Origin of the sequence: Beggiatoa alba B18LD, from assembly GCF_000245015.1 — a bacterium.
Classification (GTDB): domain Bacteria; phylum Pseudomonadota; class Gammaproteobacteria; order Beggiatoales; family Beggiatoaceae; genus Beggiatoa; species Beggiatoa alba.
This window is the reverse complement of record NZ_JH600070.1, coordinates 1,216,554-1,236,096: the sequence shown is the minus strand read 5'-3', so window position 1 is coordinate 1,236,096 and position 19,543 is coordinate 1,216,554. Positions and strand designations below refer to the sequence as shown.

At 41.0% G+C, this 19,543-nt stretch carries 16 protein-coding genes; 11 read left to right on the top strand and 5 right to left on the bottom strand.

The window, feature by feature from the left end; all coding sequences use genetic code 11:
• Nucleotides 1-48: 48 nt before the first annotated feature.
• Nucleotides 49-768, bottom strand: a complete 720-nt coding sequence (locus BEGALDRAFT_RS04965; RefSeq protein WP_002684280.1) for a DUF3142 domain-containing protein — start codon at nucleotides 766-768, stop codon at nucleotides 49-51.
• Nucleotides 768-3,017 carry a tetratricopeptide repeat protein gene (locus BEGALDRAFT_RS04960; RefSeq protein ID WP_002684278.1) on the bottom strand — a complete coding sequence of 750 codons (2,250 nt, stop codon included), beginning with the start codon at nucleotides 3,015-3,017 and terminating at the stop codon, nucleotides 768-770. The genes BEGALDRAFT_RS04965 and BEGALDRAFT_RS04960 overlap by 1 nt, the downstream gene beginning before the upstream one ends.
• A 65-nt stretch (nucleotides 3,018-3,082) precedes the next feature.
• Between BEGALDRAFT_RS04960 and BEGALDRAFT_RS04955 the strand changes: the two genes are divergently transcribed.
• From BEGALDRAFT_RS04955 to prlC, 3 genes are all read left to right on the top strand, one after another.
• On the top strand, nucleotides 3,083-3,493 hold the full coding sequence (locus BEGALDRAFT_RS04955) for a secondary thiamine-phosphate synthase enzyme YjbQ (RefSeq protein WP_002684277.1): 411 nt from the start codon (nucleotides 3,083-3,085) through the stop codon (nucleotides 3,491-3,493).
• A 53-nt stretch (nucleotides 3,494-3,546) separates the two neighbouring features.
• The gene (locus BEGALDRAFT_RS04950; RefSeq protein WP_002684276.1) at nucleotides 3,547-4,149 is read left to right on the top strand and encodes a uracil-DNA glycosylase family protein; all 603 of its coding nucleotides are present in this window, start codon (nucleotides 3,547-3,549) and stop codon (nucleotides 4,147-4,149) included.
• Between the two features lie 93 nt (nucleotides 4,150-4,242).
• A complete protein-coding gene (gene prlC / locus BEGALDRAFT_RS04945) occupies nucleotides 4,243-6,282 on the top strand; it encodes an oligopeptidase A (protein WP_002684275.1) in 2,040 nt (679 codons plus the stop codon).
• A gap of 253 nt (nucleotides 6,283-6,535) precedes the next feature.
• Here prlC and BEGALDRAFT_RS04940 read toward each other — a convergent pair whose 3' ends face one another.
• Nucleotides 6,536-8,851, bottom strand: coding sequence for an NADP-dependent malic enzyme (locus BEGALDRAFT_RS04940; RefSeq protein ID WP_002684273.1), 2,316 nt, complete (start codon nucleotides 8,849-8,851; stop codon nucleotides 6,536-6,538).
• Between the two features lie 287 nt (nucleotides 8,852-9,138).
• On the opposite strand from BEGALDRAFT_RS04940, the gene BEGALDRAFT_RS04935 reads away from it, so the two are divergent.
• Complete coding sequence (locus tag BEGALDRAFT_RS04935; protein ID WP_002684270.1) at nucleotides 9,139-9,585, top strand: universal stress protein; 447 nt, start codon at nucleotides 9,139-9,141, stop codon at nucleotides 9,583-9,585.
• Between the two features lie 17 nt (nucleotides 9,586-9,602).
• Nucleotides 9,603-10,277 (top strand): class I SAM-dependent methyltransferase, encoded by a 675-nt coding sequence (locus tag BEGALDRAFT_RS04930; RefSeq protein WP_002684267.1) that lies wholly within the window; start codon nucleotides 9,603-9,605, stop codon nucleotides 10,275-10,277.
• 34 nt (nucleotides 10,278-10,311) lie between these two features.
• Here BEGALDRAFT_RS04930 and BEGALDRAFT_RS04925 read toward each other — a convergent pair whose 3' ends face one another.
• Nucleotides 10,312-10,629, bottom strand: coding sequence for a hypothetical protein (locus BEGALDRAFT_RS04925; RefSeq protein WP_002684265.1), 318 nt, complete (start codon nucleotides 10,627-10,629; stop codon nucleotides 10,312-10,314).
• Between the two features lie 386 nt (nucleotides 10,630-11,015).
• Here BEGALDRAFT_RS04925 and BEGALDRAFT_RS04920 point away from each other — a divergent pair, with 386 nt between their 5' ends.
• Nucleotides 11,016-12,965 (top strand): hypothetical protein, encoded by a 1,950-nt coding sequence (locus tag BEGALDRAFT_RS04920; RefSeq protein WP_040294874.1) that lies wholly within the window; start codon nucleotides 11,016-11,018, stop codon nucleotides 12,963-12,965.
• A 389-nt stretch (nucleotides 12,966-13,354) separates the two neighbouring features.
• Here BEGALDRAFT_RS04920 and mgtE read toward each other — a convergent pair whose 3' ends face one another.
• Entirely contained in the window at nucleotides 13,355-14,704 is a 1,350-nt protein-coding gene (gene mgtE / locus BEGALDRAFT_RS04915; RefSeq protein ID WP_002684262.1) for a magnesium transporter, read from the bottom strand.
• A 363-nt stretch (nucleotides 14,705-15,067) separates the two neighbouring features.
• Between mgtE and BEGALDRAFT_RS04910 the strand changes: the two genes are divergently transcribed.
• From BEGALDRAFT_RS04910 to BEGALDRAFT_RS04890, 5 genes are all read left to right on the top strand, one after another.
• Entirely contained in the window at nucleotides 15,068-15,871 is an 804-nt protein-coding gene (locus BEGALDRAFT_RS04910) for an enoyl-CoA hydratase/isomerase family protein (RefSeq protein ID WP_002684260.1), read from the top strand.
• Between the two features lie 2 nt (nucleotides 15,872-15,873).
• Complete coding sequence (locus tag BEGALDRAFT_RS04905; RefSeq protein ID WP_002684258.1) at nucleotides 15,874-16,254, top strand: hypothetical protein; 381 nt, start codon at nucleotides 15,874-15,876, stop codon at nucleotides 16,252-16,254.
• A complete protein-coding gene (tadA, locus tag BEGALDRAFT_RS04900) occupies nucleotides 16,254-16,721 on the top strand; it encodes a tRNA adenosine(34) deaminase TadA (protein ID WP_002684253.1) in 468 nt (155 codons plus the stop codon). Before BEGALDRAFT_RS04905 ends, tadA begins: the two co-directional genes overlap by 1 nt.
• Nucleotides 16,722-16,808: 87 nt before the next feature.
• Complete coding sequence (locus tag BEGALDRAFT_RS04895; RefSeq protein ID WP_002684252.1) at nucleotides 16,809-17,762, top strand: sensor domain-containing diguanylate cyclase; 954 nt, start codon at nucleotides 16,809-16,811, stop codon at nucleotides 17,760-17,762.
• Between the two features lie 19 nt (nucleotides 17,763-17,781).
• A complete protein-coding gene (locus tag BEGALDRAFT_RS04890) occupies nucleotides 17,782-19,266 on the top strand; it encodes an ABC transporter substrate-binding protein (RefSeq protein ID WP_002684251.1) in 1,485 nt (494 codons plus the stop codon).
• The last annotated feature ends 277 nt before the right edge of the window (nucleotides 19,267-19,543 follow it).

Below are 19,543 nucleotides of genomic sequence, written 5' to 3'. Positions count from 1 at the left end.
TCTGAAAATCCTGATTCAGACAAGGTTTTAATCTGGTCTGGTGAATTCTTATCCTTCAGGCAATAAAAATACCACCATCCCGCGATAATAAGTCAAGCCCTGTAACCATTGCTCCCGCTGTTTATCCCATACCCCACCCGCTACGATGCCTACTTTAAACGGAACTTGTAATTGCGCAAAAGCACGCAAATAAGCCTGATAGCGTGGAATTGTACGTTTTCCTTGATAAGTTTGAAAAATTACCTCGTCTAAGGTATCCGCTAAAGCTTGTAAAACGGTTGGCGATGCGTTTTGTGTCCAATCTAATAAGCCTGTGATACTTAATTGATATTTTTCTGGTAATTCGGCACGCACTTGACGCAGAAAAACGTCATATTGGTCTAAACGCTGAGTGTGGGCATCAAAATCGATTTGAATGCCCAGCACTGTTTGTTGATAACTTTCCCAATAAGCGATTTGATTAAATAAACTTTGTCGTATCACAGGATTCCACGCTAAAACCTCAAAACGATAGACTAAAAATATAGGGGCGGGCAATGGTCGTACTAAAATGCCTTGTCGTTGAAAACGGACGTTTTTTTGTCTATCCGCTTGAATACTGCCTTGCAGAATATACAGGCGTTGTGCAGTGAGTGGAATTTGTGCGGGTTTAATCCCCCCCCAAACCCAAAACGCTTGATAGTCTTGTACTTGTACAAAATAGACTTGATGCGTTGAGCCTGCAATCAATAGGCTAAGACTCAGCCAAAACAGACGAAGTACAGGCATCACCAGTAATATTTTTGTCGTTCTGCCCAAATGCTCTCTTTATATTTCCCCTTCAAAGTTCTAAACCAATTTGCCCGCTGTTCTTTAGCAATTTTTTGTTGTCCACAATGGTTTTCGCCACTGGTTGCAAAGCAGTTAATGGCGCGATAAAGCGCGTAGGCTTTTGCATCTTTGGGGGCTTTAGGGTTATCAATAACTGCTAGCGAGTAATCCAAACGGCTGTAGGCTTTACCTGTGAAATTATCGCTTGTTTCCCCAAGATAGCGCGGTGGCTTGTTGGAGGCGGAATGAGTGACATTGTAGAACGGAAAAATATCTGCAAAATCATAATAGAAGAAAAGTCGGAAAAATTCACCGACACAGTTTAAAGCGTGTGCATCCGTGTTATTTTTCGCCAATGTTTGCACTGCTTTTTGCAGACTTGGGCAGGTGTAGGGTATGTCACTGTCTTCTATTTCCGCATTTTTTGGCGTTTCGCCAGTCCATTGAAAATGGGCTAATTCAGGGAAACTAGGATAGTTATCAATGGGATATTGTTGATAAATGCGTAAAAATTCATTGTATTGATTATGTTGCAATAATTTGAATAATAATGTTTTTAAAGCAACGCTTTTACTTTGGGCTTCGATATGGGAAGCATTTAGTAATTCTTCTAACAGTGACGCAGAAGCGACTCGTTGAATCAGAAGATGGCGCAGGTGTTTATCGGTGACAAGGCTATCAGATGCAAAAACAGCTTTTATTTTTCCTCTATATTCATAGTGATAAGCTAAGGCAAGTTGTAATTGGCGTTTTTGGATTGGGTGTTCTGTGTGTTTAAACAGGTCTAAGTAAATTGTGACGGCTTTATCGAGTTGTTGTAGTTTTTCAAAGGCTAAGGCGCGTAAGATGAACGTGCTAAACGTTAAGTTATTAATGGGGTTTTTAAGCGTGAGTGTGTTTGTTTTGCTGATAACATCCGCGTAATTTTTTTGAATAAAATAGCTGTCTGCAAGCAGTAGATAAGTGTACAAATCGGTTAAATTAGCTTGCGCAAAAGTAGCTTGTAGGGTTTGTAATTCTGTAGCGGGTATTGATTGCGCTGATTCGCCTTCCATTGTGCGCATCCGTGTGAGAATCGCAACCGCTGTGAAAATAGAAGGATTCCATTTTATAACATCACGCATATTAGCTAAGTAGCTTGTGTCGGTTGGAATTTCTTCACTGTAGGGAAAAAAGAGGTTGTGTTCTACTTCGTCAATCAGATTGATAAGTTGCTCAGTGCTCGTAGTTTGTTGTGATTGAGCTATTTGGGTTAATGCTTGGGTCAATTTGTTTTGATTTTTGGTCAGTTTATACAACCGTCGGAATAAACCTTGTGCTGATTCGGCATAAATACCTTCTGGATATTGTTTAAGATAAGCATTAAAGCGTTCTTCGGTTTTAGTTTCATCAAGTTGATTTAATGCAACTCTGCCGAGCATGTATAGTGCGGTTTCTTTTAACCATGTATTTTCTTGATTAATCAGTTTATTAAATTCAGTTTCTGCGCTTGTAAAATCGCTACTGTAGAACGCATTCACACCTTGTAAGTAGATTGCCATTGCTTGAGCAAGTGGATTGATGACATTGATATTTAAAATGGTTACCGTGGATGGACTGAGTTGGCAGAGATTGGCTAAACTTAAGCGGGCTTCGGCTAAAAGGTGTTTTTCTTCAGCGGGAATAGTCGTTGCGTTTAAGACAGTAAAGAATTGTGCAACGGCATTTATATTATTGGAGATGCAATGAGCCTCTTTATAACCCTGTAAAGAATAAGCAGTTGTATTGAGTGTTTCATCACTAATCCCCAGTTGTTTAGCTAGATTTGTGAATGAGGTATTTTCAGGCGAGTTAGTGATAGTTGGGGCTTCACCTGAAATTTCTGCTTCTGTTGGAATCGTTGGCGGTGGTGGGTTTTTCGCGTCAAATATTTGGGTGTAATAGAAAGGGATTTCATACGCGGTGATGTGAATATCATCTGTTTTTGCGGGTAATATATCGAGTGAAGAAATTTTTAAATCTTCTAGTAATAACAGTAGATTAATCCGCGTGTCGTTATAAGGGTTTAAAAAGTAATTACCCGACAAACCTTCGCTACAACCATCAGATTCAATCTGTTGTATTTCTGGGGTTAATTTTCCCCCATTATCTTCACAAGAAATGTCAAACGATGCCCCGCAAAAAGGGCTATAGCATAAACTGGCAATCAGTAGATAAATGTAACGCATAGAAATAAAGTCCAGAGTTTTAAGGATAAATTTAGGATTCAGATAAAATATTGAGTGTCAATAACATGTCAATTAAACAATTAACGATTCGTACCCATCAACAAGGGCTTTATAATATTACGGCACAAGTCGCGCAGGCTGTGCGAGAAAGTGCCATCGTTGATGGGTTATGCACGGTTTTTATTCAACACACATCCGCAAGTTTACTGATTCAAGAAAATGCTGACCCTGATGTTTGCCAAGATTTAAACAATTGGCTCAATCGTTTGATTCCCGAAGGCGACGCGCTTTATACGCATACTTTAGAAGGAGCAGACGATATGCCCGCGCATATTAAATCAGCACTGACCGCGACATCTTTAGGTATTCCGATTTTAAACCAAAGCCTTGCATTAGGCACTTGGCAAGGGATTTATTTATGGGAACATCGCCATCAAGGCAGTTTGCGAAAATTAGTTATACATATTGGTTTATAATTTCAGACAAATTTTTTTGAATTAAATTTGCGGGTTAAACATTGTGAGTTGTAATGAACCATCATTTAAATAAAGTATTAAATAATATTCGAGATTGCCAAGTTTGTGCTGCCCATTTGCCTTATCCACCCAAGCCCATTATTCACATCCATTCCGCTCAAGCGCGTTTACTTATTATTGGACAAGCCCCCAGCTTAAAAGTGCAAAATACAGGTATGCCGTGGAATGATGCCAGCGGCGAACGCTTGCGTACTTGGCTAAACATGCAACGAGAACAATTTTATAACGACCCACGCATTGCTATTATGCCCATGGGCTTATGCTACTCTGGAACAGGTACGCATGGCGATTTGCCCCCGCGTCCTGAATGTGCGCCCCTTTGGCACGCGAAAGTGATTGAACAATTAACTGATTTAAAACTAATTTTATTAATTGGTCGTTATGCACAACGCTACCATTTAGGCAAAGCCTGCAAGGCAACACTCGCACAAACCGTACAATCTTTTGCCGATTATGCCCCCTTATACTTTCCACTTCCGCATCCTTCTCCGCGTAACCTTGGCTGGTTTAAACAACATCCATGGTTTGCCGATACCGTATTACCAGCTTTACAAGCACGCCTACAAGCTGAACAATTAACCCTGATTGAAGGGTAAAACGATGGATATTTACCCCTATCGCGCCCATATCAAATAAAACACTTGCGTGTTGTCTGCGATAAAAACACATAAATAAATGTTGGAGACTGTATGAATAACCCCTTGTTAAATCACGATACATTGCCACAATTTTCCCAAATCAAACCTGAACATGTCGACCCTGCTTTAACCAAAATTTTAGAAAGCAACTTAGCAGAAATACACCGTTTATTAGAAACCGCAAAACCCTACACATGGGACAGCTTAATTAACCCCTTAAACGAGTTAAATGACCGTTTAAATAAAACATGGGCCCCTGTTGGACATTTAAACAGCGTTTTAGACTCCGAAGCCCTACGCGACGTTTACAATACCTGCTTGCCAAAACTATCCTTATATAGCACCGAAATTGGACAAAATAAGGCGTTATACGAAGCCTACAAATCCATTGCTGACAGCCCCGAATTTGCACAATTAGAACCCGCACAACAAAAAATTATTACCAACGAATTGCGCGATTTTCACCTCTCAGGAATACATTTATCCCCTGAAAAACAAGCCCGTTGTAAAGAAATTCGCCAACAGCTTTCCCAATTAACCGCCAAATTTTCCCAAAATTTACTTGATGCCACTCATGCGTGGAAAAAACACATCACCAATGAAAGCCTATTAGCAGGGCTTCCCGACTCTTTAAAAGGACTTGCCCGCCAAAATGCGGAACAAGCCAACTTAGACGGCTGGCTACTAACCCTCGATTTACCCTGCTACATGCCCGTGATGAACTACGCTGATAACCGCGAATTACGGCATGAAATGTATGTTGCCTATGTCACCCGCGCCTCTGCGGAAAGTACAAATTCTGCCCAATTTGATAACAGCGGACTGATTAACAACATTCTCGCTTTACGCCATGAACTCGCCCAATTGCTCGGTTTCCATAACTACACCGAACAATCCCTGTTCAACAACCGCATGGCAAAAACCCCAAAACAAGTTATCGACTTCATTCACGACTTAGCCCAACGCTCCCGCCCCTTAGCCGAAGGCGAATTAGCGGAATTACGCAGTTTTGCCGCAACACAATACAACATGCCACACTTGGAAATGTGGGATATTCCCTACTATTCTGAAAAGTTGCGTCATTTACGCTATGAACTTTCTCAAGAAACCTTACGCCCTTATTTCCCCTTACCTCAAGTATTAAAAGGCTTATTCCAAGTTTTCGAACGCCTCTTCGGGCTACGCATTCAAGCCCTCAATGGCGTTGATATATGGCATCCAAGCGTCCAATTTTTTGAAATTTTTGACAGCAAAAACGAACTACGCGGACAATTTTACTTAGACCCCTACGCCCGCCAAGGCAAACGCGGAGGCGCGTGGATGGATGAATGTATTGCCCGCAAACGCTTAAAAACAGGCGTACAAACCCCCGTTGCGCATCTTGTTTGCAACTTCCCGCCCCCTGTTGGCGATAATCCTTCATTATTAACTCACAACGACGTATTAACCCTATTCCACGAATTCGGGCACGGCTTACACCACATGCTGACTAAAGTTGATTACGCCCCTGTTTCAGGCATTAACGGCGTATCATGGGATGCAGTGGAATTACCCAGCCAATTATTAGAAAACTGGTGTTGGGAACGAGAAGCCCTTGATTTATTTGCAGTCCATTATCAAACAGGGGAAAAATTGCCTAATGACTTACTGGAAAAAATGCTCGCCGCGAAAAACTTCCAAGCGGGTTTATTTATGCTACGCCAATTAGAATTTGCGTTATTCGACTTACGTGTACATACCGACTATGTGCCGAATTTAGACGTACAAGCGACTTTAGACGCAGTTCGCAAAGACATTGCCGTCTTAATTCCCCCAGCGTTTAACCGCTTTCAAAACAGCTTTACTCATGTTTTTTCAGGTGGTTATGCGGCAGGTTACTACAGCTACAAATGGGCGGAAGTTTTATCAGCGGATGTCTTTGCTAAATTTGAAGAAAACGGCATTTTTGACCGTCAAACAGGCGAGGCTTTTTTACACAGTATTTTAGAACGCGGTGGCTCACAAGATGCGATGACCCTGTTTGTCGAATTCCGTGGCAGACAGCCAAAAATTGAGCCGTTACTCAAACGAGTAGGATTATTAGCGGCTTAAAACTTGGATACGTCGAGTAAATTTTAAAGTTTAACGGGGTTAATTAACCTGAGTTCAGCGAGTTTCTTTTAAAAAAGACAACAGCTTGTCTGAATCAGGATTTTCAGGATTAACAGGATTTAAAACCTTTAAACCAAAAATTTAAGGTGAATCACGTTTTTTAATGCTGCTAATTCTGAAAATTCTGTGAATTCTGATTCAGACAAAAAAACCTGCTAGGTTTTCAAAATCTAGCAGGTTTCTGTTTTTATGACTAACTGGGCATATTAGTTGCTATAACGGGTTGTTCTGGCACTTCAATCCGTGGTTTAGCCCGTGCAACAGCAACGGCAGTCATGTTGATTAAACCGCGTACCGTAATGGATGGCGTGACCACATGCGCGGGTAAATCTGCACCAATCAAAATAGGACCAATAGAGACTCCCCCCCCTAAGACTTTAAACATATTAAAGGTGATATTTGCCGCGTCTAAAGTTGGCATAATCAATAAATTGGCTTGTCCCGTTAAGCGAGAGTTGGGAAAGCGTTCTAGCCGAATTTCTTCTGATAACGCAGCATCGGCGTGCATCTCCCCTTCAACTTCTAAAGTCGGCGCACGTTCATTGAGAATTTGTAAGGCTCGGCGCATTTTGGTTGCGGTGGGGGTATCACGGCGTGTTCCAAAGTTGGAATGTGATAATAATGCAACTTTTGGCACTATCCCAAAACGACGAACTTCATCAGCGCATAAAATCGTTGTTTCGGCAATGGTTTCTGCACTGGGGTCGAATGAGACTTGGGTATCAGAAATAAAGAAAGTTCCCGCAGGCATAATTAAGATATTCATGGTCGATAAATCTTGAATATCAGGAGCTTTTCCAATAATTTCATTAATATGTTGTAGGTGTTGGTGAAAACGTCCAACAGTTCCACAAATCATGGAGTCGACATCGCCTAATTTGAGCATCATCGCGGCAATGGCGGTGCTGTCTGAACGTAAGACGGTGCGGGCTTCGCTAGGAGATACCCCTAAGCGTTCTGTAATGCTGTGGTAGGCTTTCCAATATTGGTTAAAACGTGCGTCGCTGTGAATATTGACGAGGTCGAAATCACGTTCAGGACGCATTTTTAAGCCGAGTTTTTTCAAGCGCATTTCTACGACTTCGGGACGACCGAGTAGGACAGGACGGGCTAAGCCTTCGTGAATGACTTCTTGCACAGCTTGTAAGACACGTTCTTCTTCGCCTTCTGCATAAACAACTCGTTGTGAGGATTTCCGCGCCCGTTCGAAAACGGGTTTCATGATAAGACCTGAGCGGAAAACAAATTGATTTAATTTATCTTTATAGGCTTCAAAGTCGGTAATCGGACGGGTTGCAACACCGCTGTCCATTGCCGCTTTTGCCACTGCGGGGGCAATTTTGACGATTAAACGCGGGTCGAAGGGTTTAGGAATTAAGTATTCTGCGCCAAAATCTAGAATTTGATCACCATAAGCAGCACGGACAACGTCGGAAGGTTCTGCCATGGCTAATTCTGCAATGGCATTTACGCAAGCGCGTTTCATTTCTTCGTTAATTTCAGTCGCCCCGACATCTAACGCACCACGGAACATGAAGGGGAAGCAGAGCACGTTGTTCACTTGGTTGGGGTAGTCTGAACGTCCTGTTGCAATGATTGCGTCAGGACGAACAGCTTTTACCTCTTCGGGCATAATTTCGGGGGTTGGATTTGCAAGGGCTAAAATTAATGGGCTATATGCCATTTTTTTAACCATTTCAGGTTTTAATACGCCGCCTGCTGACAGTCCTAAGAAAATATCCGCGCCTGTAATGGCATCGTCTAAAGTACGGGCTTCGGTTTTTTGGGCATAACGGGCTTTGTATGGGTCCATTTCACTGCTACGCCCTTCATAGACAACGCCCGCTAAGTCGGTGACGAAAATATTTTCGATGGGTAGCCCTAAGGTGACGAGTAAATTTAAGCAGGCAAGTGCGGCAGAGCCTGCGCCTGCGGTCACGAGTTTGACTTCTTTAATGTCTTTTTTAACGACTTTTAAACCGCTGATGATGGCAGCGGCGACAACAATCGCGGTGCCGTGTTGATCATCGTGGAAAACGGGGATTTTCATGCGTTCCCGTAGGGCTTTTTCAATGATAAAGCATTCAGGAGCTTTAATATCTTCTAGGTTAATACCGCCGAATGTGGGTTCTAAACGGGCAACGGTATCAATCAGGGCTTGTGGGTCGCGTTCATCGATTTCTATGTCGAACACATCAATATCGGCAAACTTTTTGAATAAAACGGCTTTACCTTCCATCACAGGTTTTGAGGCAAGACTACCTATCGCGCCTAAGCCTAAAACGGCTGTGCCGTTGGTAATGACACCCACAAGGTTTGCACGCCCTGTATAGAGTGCGGCGGTATTTGCATCTTTGACGATTTCTTCGCAGGCAAAGGCAACACCAGGGGAGTAAGCAAGGGCTAAGTCCCGTTGTGTTGCAAGCGGTTTAGTGGGGGTAATGGTTAATTTTCCCGGCTTTGGTAAGCGGTGGTAATTTAAGGCTGTTTCGCGTAAATCCTTAGACATGGGAGAATCTCCTGATTCTTTATTAGTGCTTTTAATTTGTTGTCAATTTGATAGGTAGCAATTACGTTGTGTGTAGAACTTTAAGCTATCGCGCGAATAAATGCTGAATTGCATTTTTAGATAGGTGTCTCACATAATAGTCAATCTGCTCAATCTGTCGTGTTTAACGATATACTTCATACTTGTAAAATGAAAATTCGATTGTTCTCATGCAAATGGGGATAACGGTTAAAGATTATCTGTCCTCATGGTTATTAACGATGAGCATTGTTAGATGAGAGAGAATAATGATAACGAATATTTTAGTAGCTATAGATGGTTCAGAACATGCGATAAAGGCTTTTGATTTGGCCTGTGATTTAGCCGTTAAATATCATGCGCAAATCACGGCAGTTTATGTTATCGAGAATTTTGAAGTTCCATCTGAATTGCGACATTTTGCAGAGGTTGAACATCTTTCAACAGATGCTTACACCCTACATTATAAAGTCATCAGTGAAAATGTAACATCTAAAGCCAAAAAACTCGCTGTTGAAAAAGGGGTGTCACTTTTAGAAACAAAAGTTTTAGAAGGTAATCCTGCTCAGAAAATTGTCGAATTTGCGGAATCAAACGCAATTGATACGATTATTATGGGGAGTCGTGGGCTTGGGACGTTTACAGGTTTGATTCAGGGTAGCGTATCGAGTAAAGTCAGTCACCTTGCTAAATGCACTTGTATTTCTGTGAAATAAATAGAGTTATCCATTTCATGCACCGTATTCCAGAACCCGAATTAATGCTTGATGATGAGCAAGCCCATGCTTATGCGCAAGCAGATTTTAATGATCCGAATTCTTTATTTATGCAACGCTTTGCGAGTGAATTTCCTCAAGAACAAATAGCGGGCTATGTGCTGGATTTAGGATGTGGAGCGGGGGATATTAGCCGTCGTTTTGCGCAACATTATCCACAGTGTACGATTCACGGCGTTGATGGTTCTCGTGCAATGTTAAAATACGGGCGTGAAATGTTAGCGCAATATGAAGCACTTAGACAGCGAATCGAATTTATTGAAGGGTATTTGCCAAATGCTACGTTACCCATGGCGCAATATGATGTGATTATTTCAAATTCATTATTGCATCATTTAGCACAACCTAGCGTTTTGTGGGAAACGATTAAACTGCGGGCAAAACCAAATAGTTTAATTTTTATCATGGACTTCATGCGCCCTGAAAGTTTTCGCCAAGCGGAAATTATGGTACAAGAATATGTAGGCTCTGAACCTTCTGTTTTAAGACGGGATTTTTATAATTCTTTATTAGCCGCGTATCGTATTGATGAAGTCGTCGAGCAGTTAAAAGGGTTTAATTTAGGGTATTTAAAAGTGCATGAAGTGACTGACCATCATTTTGTCGTGATGGGGAAATATCTTGAAACCTAAAAAAGTTATCAGTAATCATTTATTTTTATCAATCCTAATCCCCAAAACAATACATGTTCTTTTTTTGTGTAATGCCACTCTGACAAATTTGTTTTAATTGTTCTAAACCTTCAATCAGCTTGCTATCTGAACTATTGCGTATCAGCTCGGCAAGCTCTTTTCTTAAAATATCTAATTCATCATAGAAAAAAACAGCATCGCTGTAACAATCAGACATTCGTTGTAAACGGGAGTCTTTTTTAATCATGTGTTGATGCTGATTAAAAATATAATCATGTATCTGTTCATCTAATTCCAGTAAATGTAATTCAGTGCGCTTTTGTGGTACGCCTAAAAAAATAGAGTACGCCATATATTTTCCTTTAAAGTGTAACTGGTTATAAATTATAGTAAACATACCATAAAGTGATTTAAATGTAGGACTGCCAGTCCTCCACATCGTTTTATAGTGCGTTTACTACAAATGGTAATGAATAACCTGAGTACGGCGAGATTCTTTTAAAAAGACAACAGCTTGTCTGAATCAGAATTTTCAGAACTAACAGAATTTAAACCCCTTAAACCAAGAAATTAATGTGAATCACGTTTTTTAATTCTGCTAATTCTGAAAATTCTGTGAATTCTGATTCAGACAAAAAAAGACCTGCTAGATTTTTAAAACCTAGCAGGTATCTATTTTATTTTATAAATCTCACCGAACTCGGGTTAATGAATAAAAAGTTCTTCATAAACGGAGGCATGTTTAAAGCAATGAAAAAAATGTTGTGTTTCTTTTCTCTGGGATATTTATTACTGGTTTCATCTTTAGCATATAGTGATGAAATACAAGCAAATTGGGTAGATTTGGGAGCGGGTTCAGTGCTATCTCTCAATGGGCAAATTGCGGACACAACCGATCATTTTTATGCGTCTATCACGGTTAATGGTCAGGCTATGACGCAGGAAGCTGTCACTCTTAATTTAACGGATACAGTAGATATTCAAGCGCATATCGTTCCTAGTGCGGAACAAAACGGTAAAACTGTTGAAGGTTTGATTTATGCAGAATATCGGTTTTTAAATCAAGCGAATTATCAATTTGGCTTTTTATTAAATCAACAGAATCAGATAGAGGAATGGGATAGAAACCCAAGCACGTTAGTTTCAAGGATAACAGGGCAAACTTTAAGCGATACGTGGTCGTTTCCCTTATATCAAGGGCAATTTGTCGCAACAGGGGGGCTAAAACTGTTTTTTGGTTATCGCTTGAGTGATGGAACAGTGCATTTTAATGCGACTCATCCGTTGATATTGACTATCGTTAATTATCCATTGATAGCGGGAGCTGAATACGTTTATACGGCTGATTTTGATGGTGATGGGCAAATCGAATCTTTGCAGTTTACGGCAACAGAATATAGTTATTGGCAAGTTGCTGATGAGCAAACACTGAGTAAAGTATGGTCAGAAGGTGCAAAAGTAGGCGATTTGTTATGGACATATCGACAACAATTGCAAATTGCCGATACGAATCAGGATGGAAAAGATGAGTTGATATTTTATCAAGATAATCAACGCTATCGTATTCAATTAATGGGCATGTCGTGGATGTTATTAGATAGTCCGACATCGCCAACGACGGAAACTTGTGCAACGTGTTATGTCATTGCAACAGGGTCACAAAATTCGGGGATTTTTGCCATCAATACACAAGGCGGATTAGATTATTTAATCCCTGCGGAAAATAGTAGTTGGCAACAGTTAAGTGTGAATGGCGTTGTTGGACGTGTATTGAATATCGTACAGGCAGAATCAGATAGTTATGCGCGTATTTATGCGATTAATGATCAAGGGCAATTATTAGCAACAGCTAAACAAAACGAGAGTATTCAAGTTGTTGTCGTTGGTACACGTCAGGATTTAGTGGCAAGTAGCTTAGTCGTGAATGCCAAAGGCGGATTTGCTTTAACACAAACAGGCGAGCTATTTCATGCTTATTTTAATAGCCAGACAAATCAATGGATAACAGAAACATTGCCGAGTATTGCTGGTAAATTAGTCGCGCCGTTGGCAACCGATGGACAAGAGAGTTTATTTGTACTCAGTGAACAAGGTTCATTATTTTCTGTGACAGGTTCAATGAATTTAATTAGTTTGAAGCAGATTATGGGTATTCCTGCGTTAAAAACGGGTGTTTTAGCCTTAGGGCAGTTAAACAGTGGGGTTTTTGCGCAAAATCAAGCAGGTTTGTTAGTGCGTATTTATCAACAAGCGGGGGTATGGACAACCGAAACGCTCACAACAGAAGCGATTTATATTAATCGTTTAATCAGTGGTGAAACTGGCGTGAGTGGGAAAGTGTATGGCGTGACAAATTCAGGGCAGGTATTTAATACATGGCAAGATGATAATAAGGCAATACATTTTAATTATTTGCATGAGTTGGGAATGATACAAGCAAATTCATTGCTGGCAAATTATCGTGGTGTATTTGCTATTGATATACAAGGCAAATTAATCAATATTGCCTTTCAAGATGGTTTCTGGCAACGGCAATTAATTGATGTGTGGGATGTGACATTGCGCCCATATTTGATAGCGAATAGCCTAACAGGGGTGAATGCGGATTTATTTGGAATTACTGCTAATAATCAAATATATAGCGCGTTACGCAATGGCAATCGACTGAGCTTTTCGCCCTTATGGTAATTGAGTCAATAACCTACTAGGTTTTAAAAACCTAGTAGGTCTGTTGAAACACGCGAATCAGATTCACCAGACAAGATTATAAAGATTGTCTGAATCAGGATTTTCAGAATTAACAGAATTAGCAGAATTTAAAACCTTTAAACCAAAATTTAAGGTAAATCGTGCTTTTAATTCTGCTAATTCTGAAAATCCTGTGAATTCTGATTCAGACAAAAAAAGGATTCACCCGACAAGATTAAAACATTGTCTGAATCAGGATTTTCAGAATTAACAGAATTTAAAACCTTTAAACCAAAAATTTAAGGTAAATCGTGCTTTTAATTCTGCTAATTCTGAAAATTCTGTGAATTCTGATTCAGACAAAAAAAGACCTACTAGGTTTTGAAAATCTATAAAAGCCACAAGGTAGCTAACCCTAAAAATGCGGCAAAGCCAATAACGTCCGTCACGGTAGTTAAAATAACACCACCAGCAAGGGCTGGGTCTATTGATAAACGCTTTAGAATTAAGGGCAGTAACATGCCTGAGAAGGCGGCAAAAAATAGATTGATGACAATCGCCGCGCCAATGACAAGCCCCAGTTTTATACTGCTAAACCATATCATTGCGACAATGCCTACCACAACTGCCCATATTAAGCCGTTTAAAACACCGACAGCGACTTCTTTTTTTAAGAGCCAAAAGGCATTGGCACTGCTGACTTTTCCAAGTGCGATACCGCGTATCATCACGGTTAAGGTTTGAGTACCTGCAATGCCGCCCATACTGGCAACAATCGGCATAAGAACCGCAAGGGCGACGATTTGCGAGAGGGCATTTTCAAATTGTCCAATCACATAAGAGGCTAAAAAAGCAGTGAGTAAGTTGATACCTAGCCATACTGCTCTTGCCCATGTGGTGCTGAGTGTTGGGGCAAACATATCATCTTCTTCATCTAAACCTGCACGATGTAATAAGGTGCGGTCAGATTCTTCGCGGATAACGTCTAATACATCGTCAACCGTAATCCGTCCTAATAGGGTGGAATCTTGGTCTATCACAGGCACTGAGATAAAACCATGTTGCTCAAAGAGTAAAGCAACTGATTGAGAAGGCATGTTGACGGGAATCGGGGTAATTTGGGTGGACATGATGTCTTCCACCAATAAATCAGGGTTATTAGTCACAATATCAGCCAGAAATAACATGCCCCGATAGCGATTTTCTGCGTCGACAACGAATAATGCATCTGTTTTATCAGGCAATTCTGCATGACGGCGTAAATAGCGTAAAATAACTTTGATAGATAAATCACCGCGCACGGTGAGTGTATCGACATTCATCAAACCGCCCGCGCTGTCTTCGTCATAAAACAGCACTTTCGACAATTGTTGTCGATGTTCTTCATCCATCGCCATCAAAACTTGTTCAACACGTTGTTCTGATAAGGTTTGCAGTAAGTCAACAGCGTCATCGGTATCCATTTCGGTGGTGGCTGCGGCAACTTCTTCTGCACCCATACGATGGATTAATTCCGCCCGTTCAGCATCATGCATGTACGATAAGACTTCGGCGCGGTCAAATTCGGTGGATTTCCAAACGATAACTCGTTGTTTAGCAGGGAGAGATTCTAAAAAGCGTGCAATATCACTGGGATGGGTTTCGGCAAATAATTCATTAAGTTCATCAAAGGCGGCTTTTTGCCACGCGCTATAGAGTTCTTCTAAAGTCACGGGTGGGGTTGTGGGTAATGTTTCCATAATGCCTACTACCAAAAATTTGTAGGTGAATAAGTACCATCAAGGCGGTGGCGGTATGTTAAACATGAGCTTGATGGCTTTGTCCGTTTTGTTTCATTATGCGTGTGAATGCTGAATTCGCAATGCGGGAAAATCAGGATAGCGCAAATTATCGTGAGAATTGTAGTGAATCAGGTTAGACTTAACATGCTTTATTCATACAACTTTTATTCAATCAATTGACAAAGTGTGTCTATGTCAAAAAACGATGTTGTTATAGCAAGTTAATTCTTAATGCAGGGGTTGATGTGACAGAATTTACTTTGTGAAGCGTGTTTGCATGATACAAAGCGGTTTCATTTAATTAAATCAAGAGTTTGTATAATGTCCGATAATAATCTAATGATGAATATTGATGAGCGGGGGGTTGCCATTTTAACCATCAATCGCCCTGAGGTGCATAATGCGTTTGATGATGCATTAATTACCTATTTAACAGGGACATTAATGCAGTTAGAAGACAACCCTGATGTTCGTGTTATTGTCTTAAAAGCGAACGGTGAGCATTTTTCTACTGGTATGGATTTACGGTGGTTACAAAAAGTCATGAGTTATTCTAAAGAGGAGAATATACATGACGCGATGGCATTGGCAACTTTGATGAAAACGCTCAATCAGTTATCCATTCCAACTATTGCCATTGTACAAGGCGCAACTTATGGGGCAAGCGTTGGCTTAGTGGCATGTTGTGATATGGTGATTGCAAGCAAACAGGCTTTATTTGGATTATCTGAGGTTAAGCTAGGTTTAATTCCTGCCGTGATTTCACCCTATGTTATTGAGGCGATTGGTAAGCGTGCGGCTCGCCGTTATTTTTTAACAGGCGAAATTTTTGATGCACACGTTGCGCAACAATTAGGCTTAGTCAGTGAAGTTGTTTCTCCAGAAGAATTAGAAAATTATTGTAATACCCTTATTACGCATTTATTGCAAAATGGACCACAAGCCATTTCTGCCGCAAAAGAGCTGGTTCGTGCAGTTTCTCATGGTGTAATTGATGATGCCATGATTGCGCTAACGGCTGAATTAATCGCGATGATTCGCGTGTCAGATGAAGGACGGGAAGGAATTAGTGCCTTTTTAGAAAAACGTTCCCCTTATTGGAAAATAACAGAAAGGAAATCATGATTATGTTGAGATTTTTACCTTTTTATCTTGTTTTGTTTATTATTTGCAATGTGTTGTTATTTTTAAACATTGACCTTAAACAAAGTTTTATGACCATTACCTTAATGTCTAGTGCGGTATGGAGTCCTACGATTAGTGACGCGCTGGTGATGTTAGGGGTGTTTTTCTTATATATCGAGATTTTTAAAGCGACACGTAGCACAGATGCTTCTATCATTGAACACATGCTTTCTATGTTTGTCTTTGTCGCCTTTTTAGTCGAGTTTATCGTTTATAAAGCAGCGGGAAATTCTACTTTTTTGATTTTAACAATGATGTCTATGTTTGATGTGATTGCAGGCTTTACGATTAGCATTTCTACAGCCCGTCGTGATTTTTCCTAGTGAATATAGATTTATCACTTACGGCAGATGCGTATTGGATGCAATACGCATTACGCCTCGCTAGTTATGCGGCACATCAAGGCGAAGTGCCGATTGGTGCTGTGTTGGTTCAAGATAATCAATGTATTGCCCACGGTTGGAATCAACCGATTCAACGGCATGACCCAAGCGCACATGCTGAAATCGTTGCGTTACGCCATGCTGCTAATAAAGTAGAAAATTATCGTTTATTAAATACAACGTTATACGTAACACTAGAACCTTGCGTGATGTGTGCAGGAGCTATTTTACATGCACGGGTAAAACGGGTGGTCTTTGGCGCATATGATCCAAAAACAGGCGCGGCAGGCAGTCGTTTTGATGTATTGCGAGATACGAGACATAATCATCAAGTCGATTGTGTTGGGGGAGTTTTAGCAGAACAATGTGGTGACGTACTCAAAGCGTTTTTTCGTCAACGACGTTAAGAGCTAAACTTAATCTTGCTGAAAAACTCGTGTTTGCAGTTGATTTTCATCCGTATTTCAATCTAATGCTTCTTGGAAATACACAAAATGGAATTATTGATTAAACATGTATTAGATACCCTCGCAGGGCTTGGGCATAGTGAACGGGTTGCCTTATTTTCAGTACAAACCGCTGAAACGGGTATTTTAGCAGGCGGGTTTAATCGAGGAGAGTTCTTACCAACTGGTCAAATTATCCACTTTACCAACACCCCACTGGCTGAAATCTTAGAAACTCGCAAACCTGCAACATTCAACGGTATTTTGCTAGATGACATACTCCCCTTTCCCAGCTACAGCCATCAACAAACTGGCTTTACCTGCCTTTGTTTACCACTTATTAGTGAAGAAAGTGAAGGTGTTATCGGTATCGCAGTACTTGCCCAAGAAATAGGCATTACCCAACCTGATTATCAACTACAAATTTTAGGCATGTTACGCACCCTCATTGCTGCCGCGATGGAAAAAGCACGCTTATTCCAACTTGCGACAATGGATAGCCTAACAGGACTTTATACCCGCCGTTATTTTGATATTCGTTTACATGAAGAAATTGTCCGTTTACAACGGCATGGTGGCGATGTTTCACTGATTTTGCTGGATATAGACCATTTTAAACGCATTAATGATACCTACGGACATTTACACGGCGATTATATTTTACGGGGTGTTGCTGAATTACTGTTAAATACAACCCGTCGTGACATCGATATTGTCAGTCGTTATGGGGGGGAAGAATTCATTATCCTACTGCCTCACACAGGCATAGAAGGTGCTTATGTCGTTGCAGAACGCATTCGCCAAAATTGCCAAGATTATCCTTTTAAAACGCCAACAGAAGAAGCCTGTTTAATCACGCTTAGCGGTGGCATTGCAACGATGAATCAAGTGAACCTGCTAAATAGCGAAGAACTGATTCACCGCGCTGATTTAATGCTCTATGCTGCCAAAAACAGCGGGCGTAACCAAATGATGCAATACGGACTCACATCATCCCTCTAATTAACTCACTGTATCCACAATGCGCAGTATTTTCTTGCTGATTTGCCTCTGCCTAGTTTTTCTATTAACTGCCTGCGACACTCCCCCGCCACAAACGCTAATCCGTTTCGGTCTTGCACAAGCCCCCGTGACCCTAGACCCTCGTTTTGCAACGGATGCAACCAGTAGCCGCATCAACCGACTGCTCTATCATGCACTGATTGATTTCGATAGCCAATTCAAACCCATTCCTGATTTAGCCACATGGGAACAATTCAGCCCTACCCATTACCGATTTCACTTAGGCACACAAGGGCGCGTTTTTCACAACGGACAACGCCTAACTGCTGACGATGTAAAAGCCACTTATAACTATGTCTTGACTGCTGCCAATGCTTCCCCGCATCGTGGCTCGCTTGCATCTATTCAAGACATTCAAACACCAGACCCTGATACGGTTGATTTCATCCTCCACAAAGCAGATCCCCTTTTTACGGGACGGCTCGGTCTAGGCATTGTTCCCGCGTCCCTGATTGCACAACAACATCCCTTTAATAAACAGCCTATTGGTAGTGGAGAATTTCGTTTTTTAACATGGGCACAAAGTAGCGAATTACATTTAGAACGTATTTCTGATAAGCAACAAGTTGCCTTTTTAGAAGTTAAAAATCCCACTGTGCGTGTTTTAAAACTACGACGCGGTGAACTCGATATTCTGCAAGATGACCTCCCCCCCGAACTGATTCGCTGGCTACAACAACAATCAGACATTCAAGTCAATATGGCGCGTGGTACTAGCTTTGCCTATTTAGGTTTTAATCTGACTGACCCCAGCACCCGCCCCTTAGCAGTACGCCAAGCCATTGCCTACGCACTCAATCGAGAAGCGATTATTCACTACCTTTTTAACGATGCCGCCCGCCCTGCCAGCGCAATCCTTGACCCACAACACTGGGCAGGGAATCCGCAATTAGCCAGTTATGCCCATAATCCAACTAAAGCCCGTGAATTACTCACACAAGCAGGCTATAGCTTAGAAAACCCGTTACACCTGACTTATAAAACTTCAAATAATCCCTTTCGTGTGCGCATTGCAACTGTGATTCAACAACAACTTGCCGAAGTGGGGATTTTAGTCTCGATACAAACTTATGATTGGGGAACTTTTTACGGAGATATTAAATCAGGACGTTTTCAAATGTTTAGCCTATCGTGGGTTGGCATTAAAAACCCCGACATTTTCCGCTACGCCTTTCATTCAACCTCAATTCCGCCTAATGGTGCAAATCGTGGACGTTTAAACGATGCACAAATAGACCAACTGATTGAACAAGCTGAACAACAAGACACTTTAGACGCGCAAGCAGACTATTACCGCCAAGTCCAAGCTCGTTTATACGATGAATTGCCTTATGTACCTTTATGGTATGAAAACATTATTTTAGTCACACGCCCAACGATTCAACACTATACGACCCACGATGGCAGTTTTGATGAATTAATTCATGCGCGATTGCAGCACTAAATGCTAATAAAAAAGACCCGCTAGGTTTTAAAAACTTAGCAGACCTGAGTTCGGCGAATTTCTGTTAAAGAAACAACAGCTTGTCTGAATCAGAATTCACAGAATTTTCAGAATTAGCAGAACTAAAAAGCGTGATTCGCCTTAATTTCTTGGTTTAAGGGTTTTAAATTCTGTGAATTCTGAAAATCCTGATTCAGACAAATGCTTGTCTTTTTAAAAAATCTCGCCGAACTCAGGTTATGGTATGTTGTCCTTATGGTTTTATCATCTTGCATCC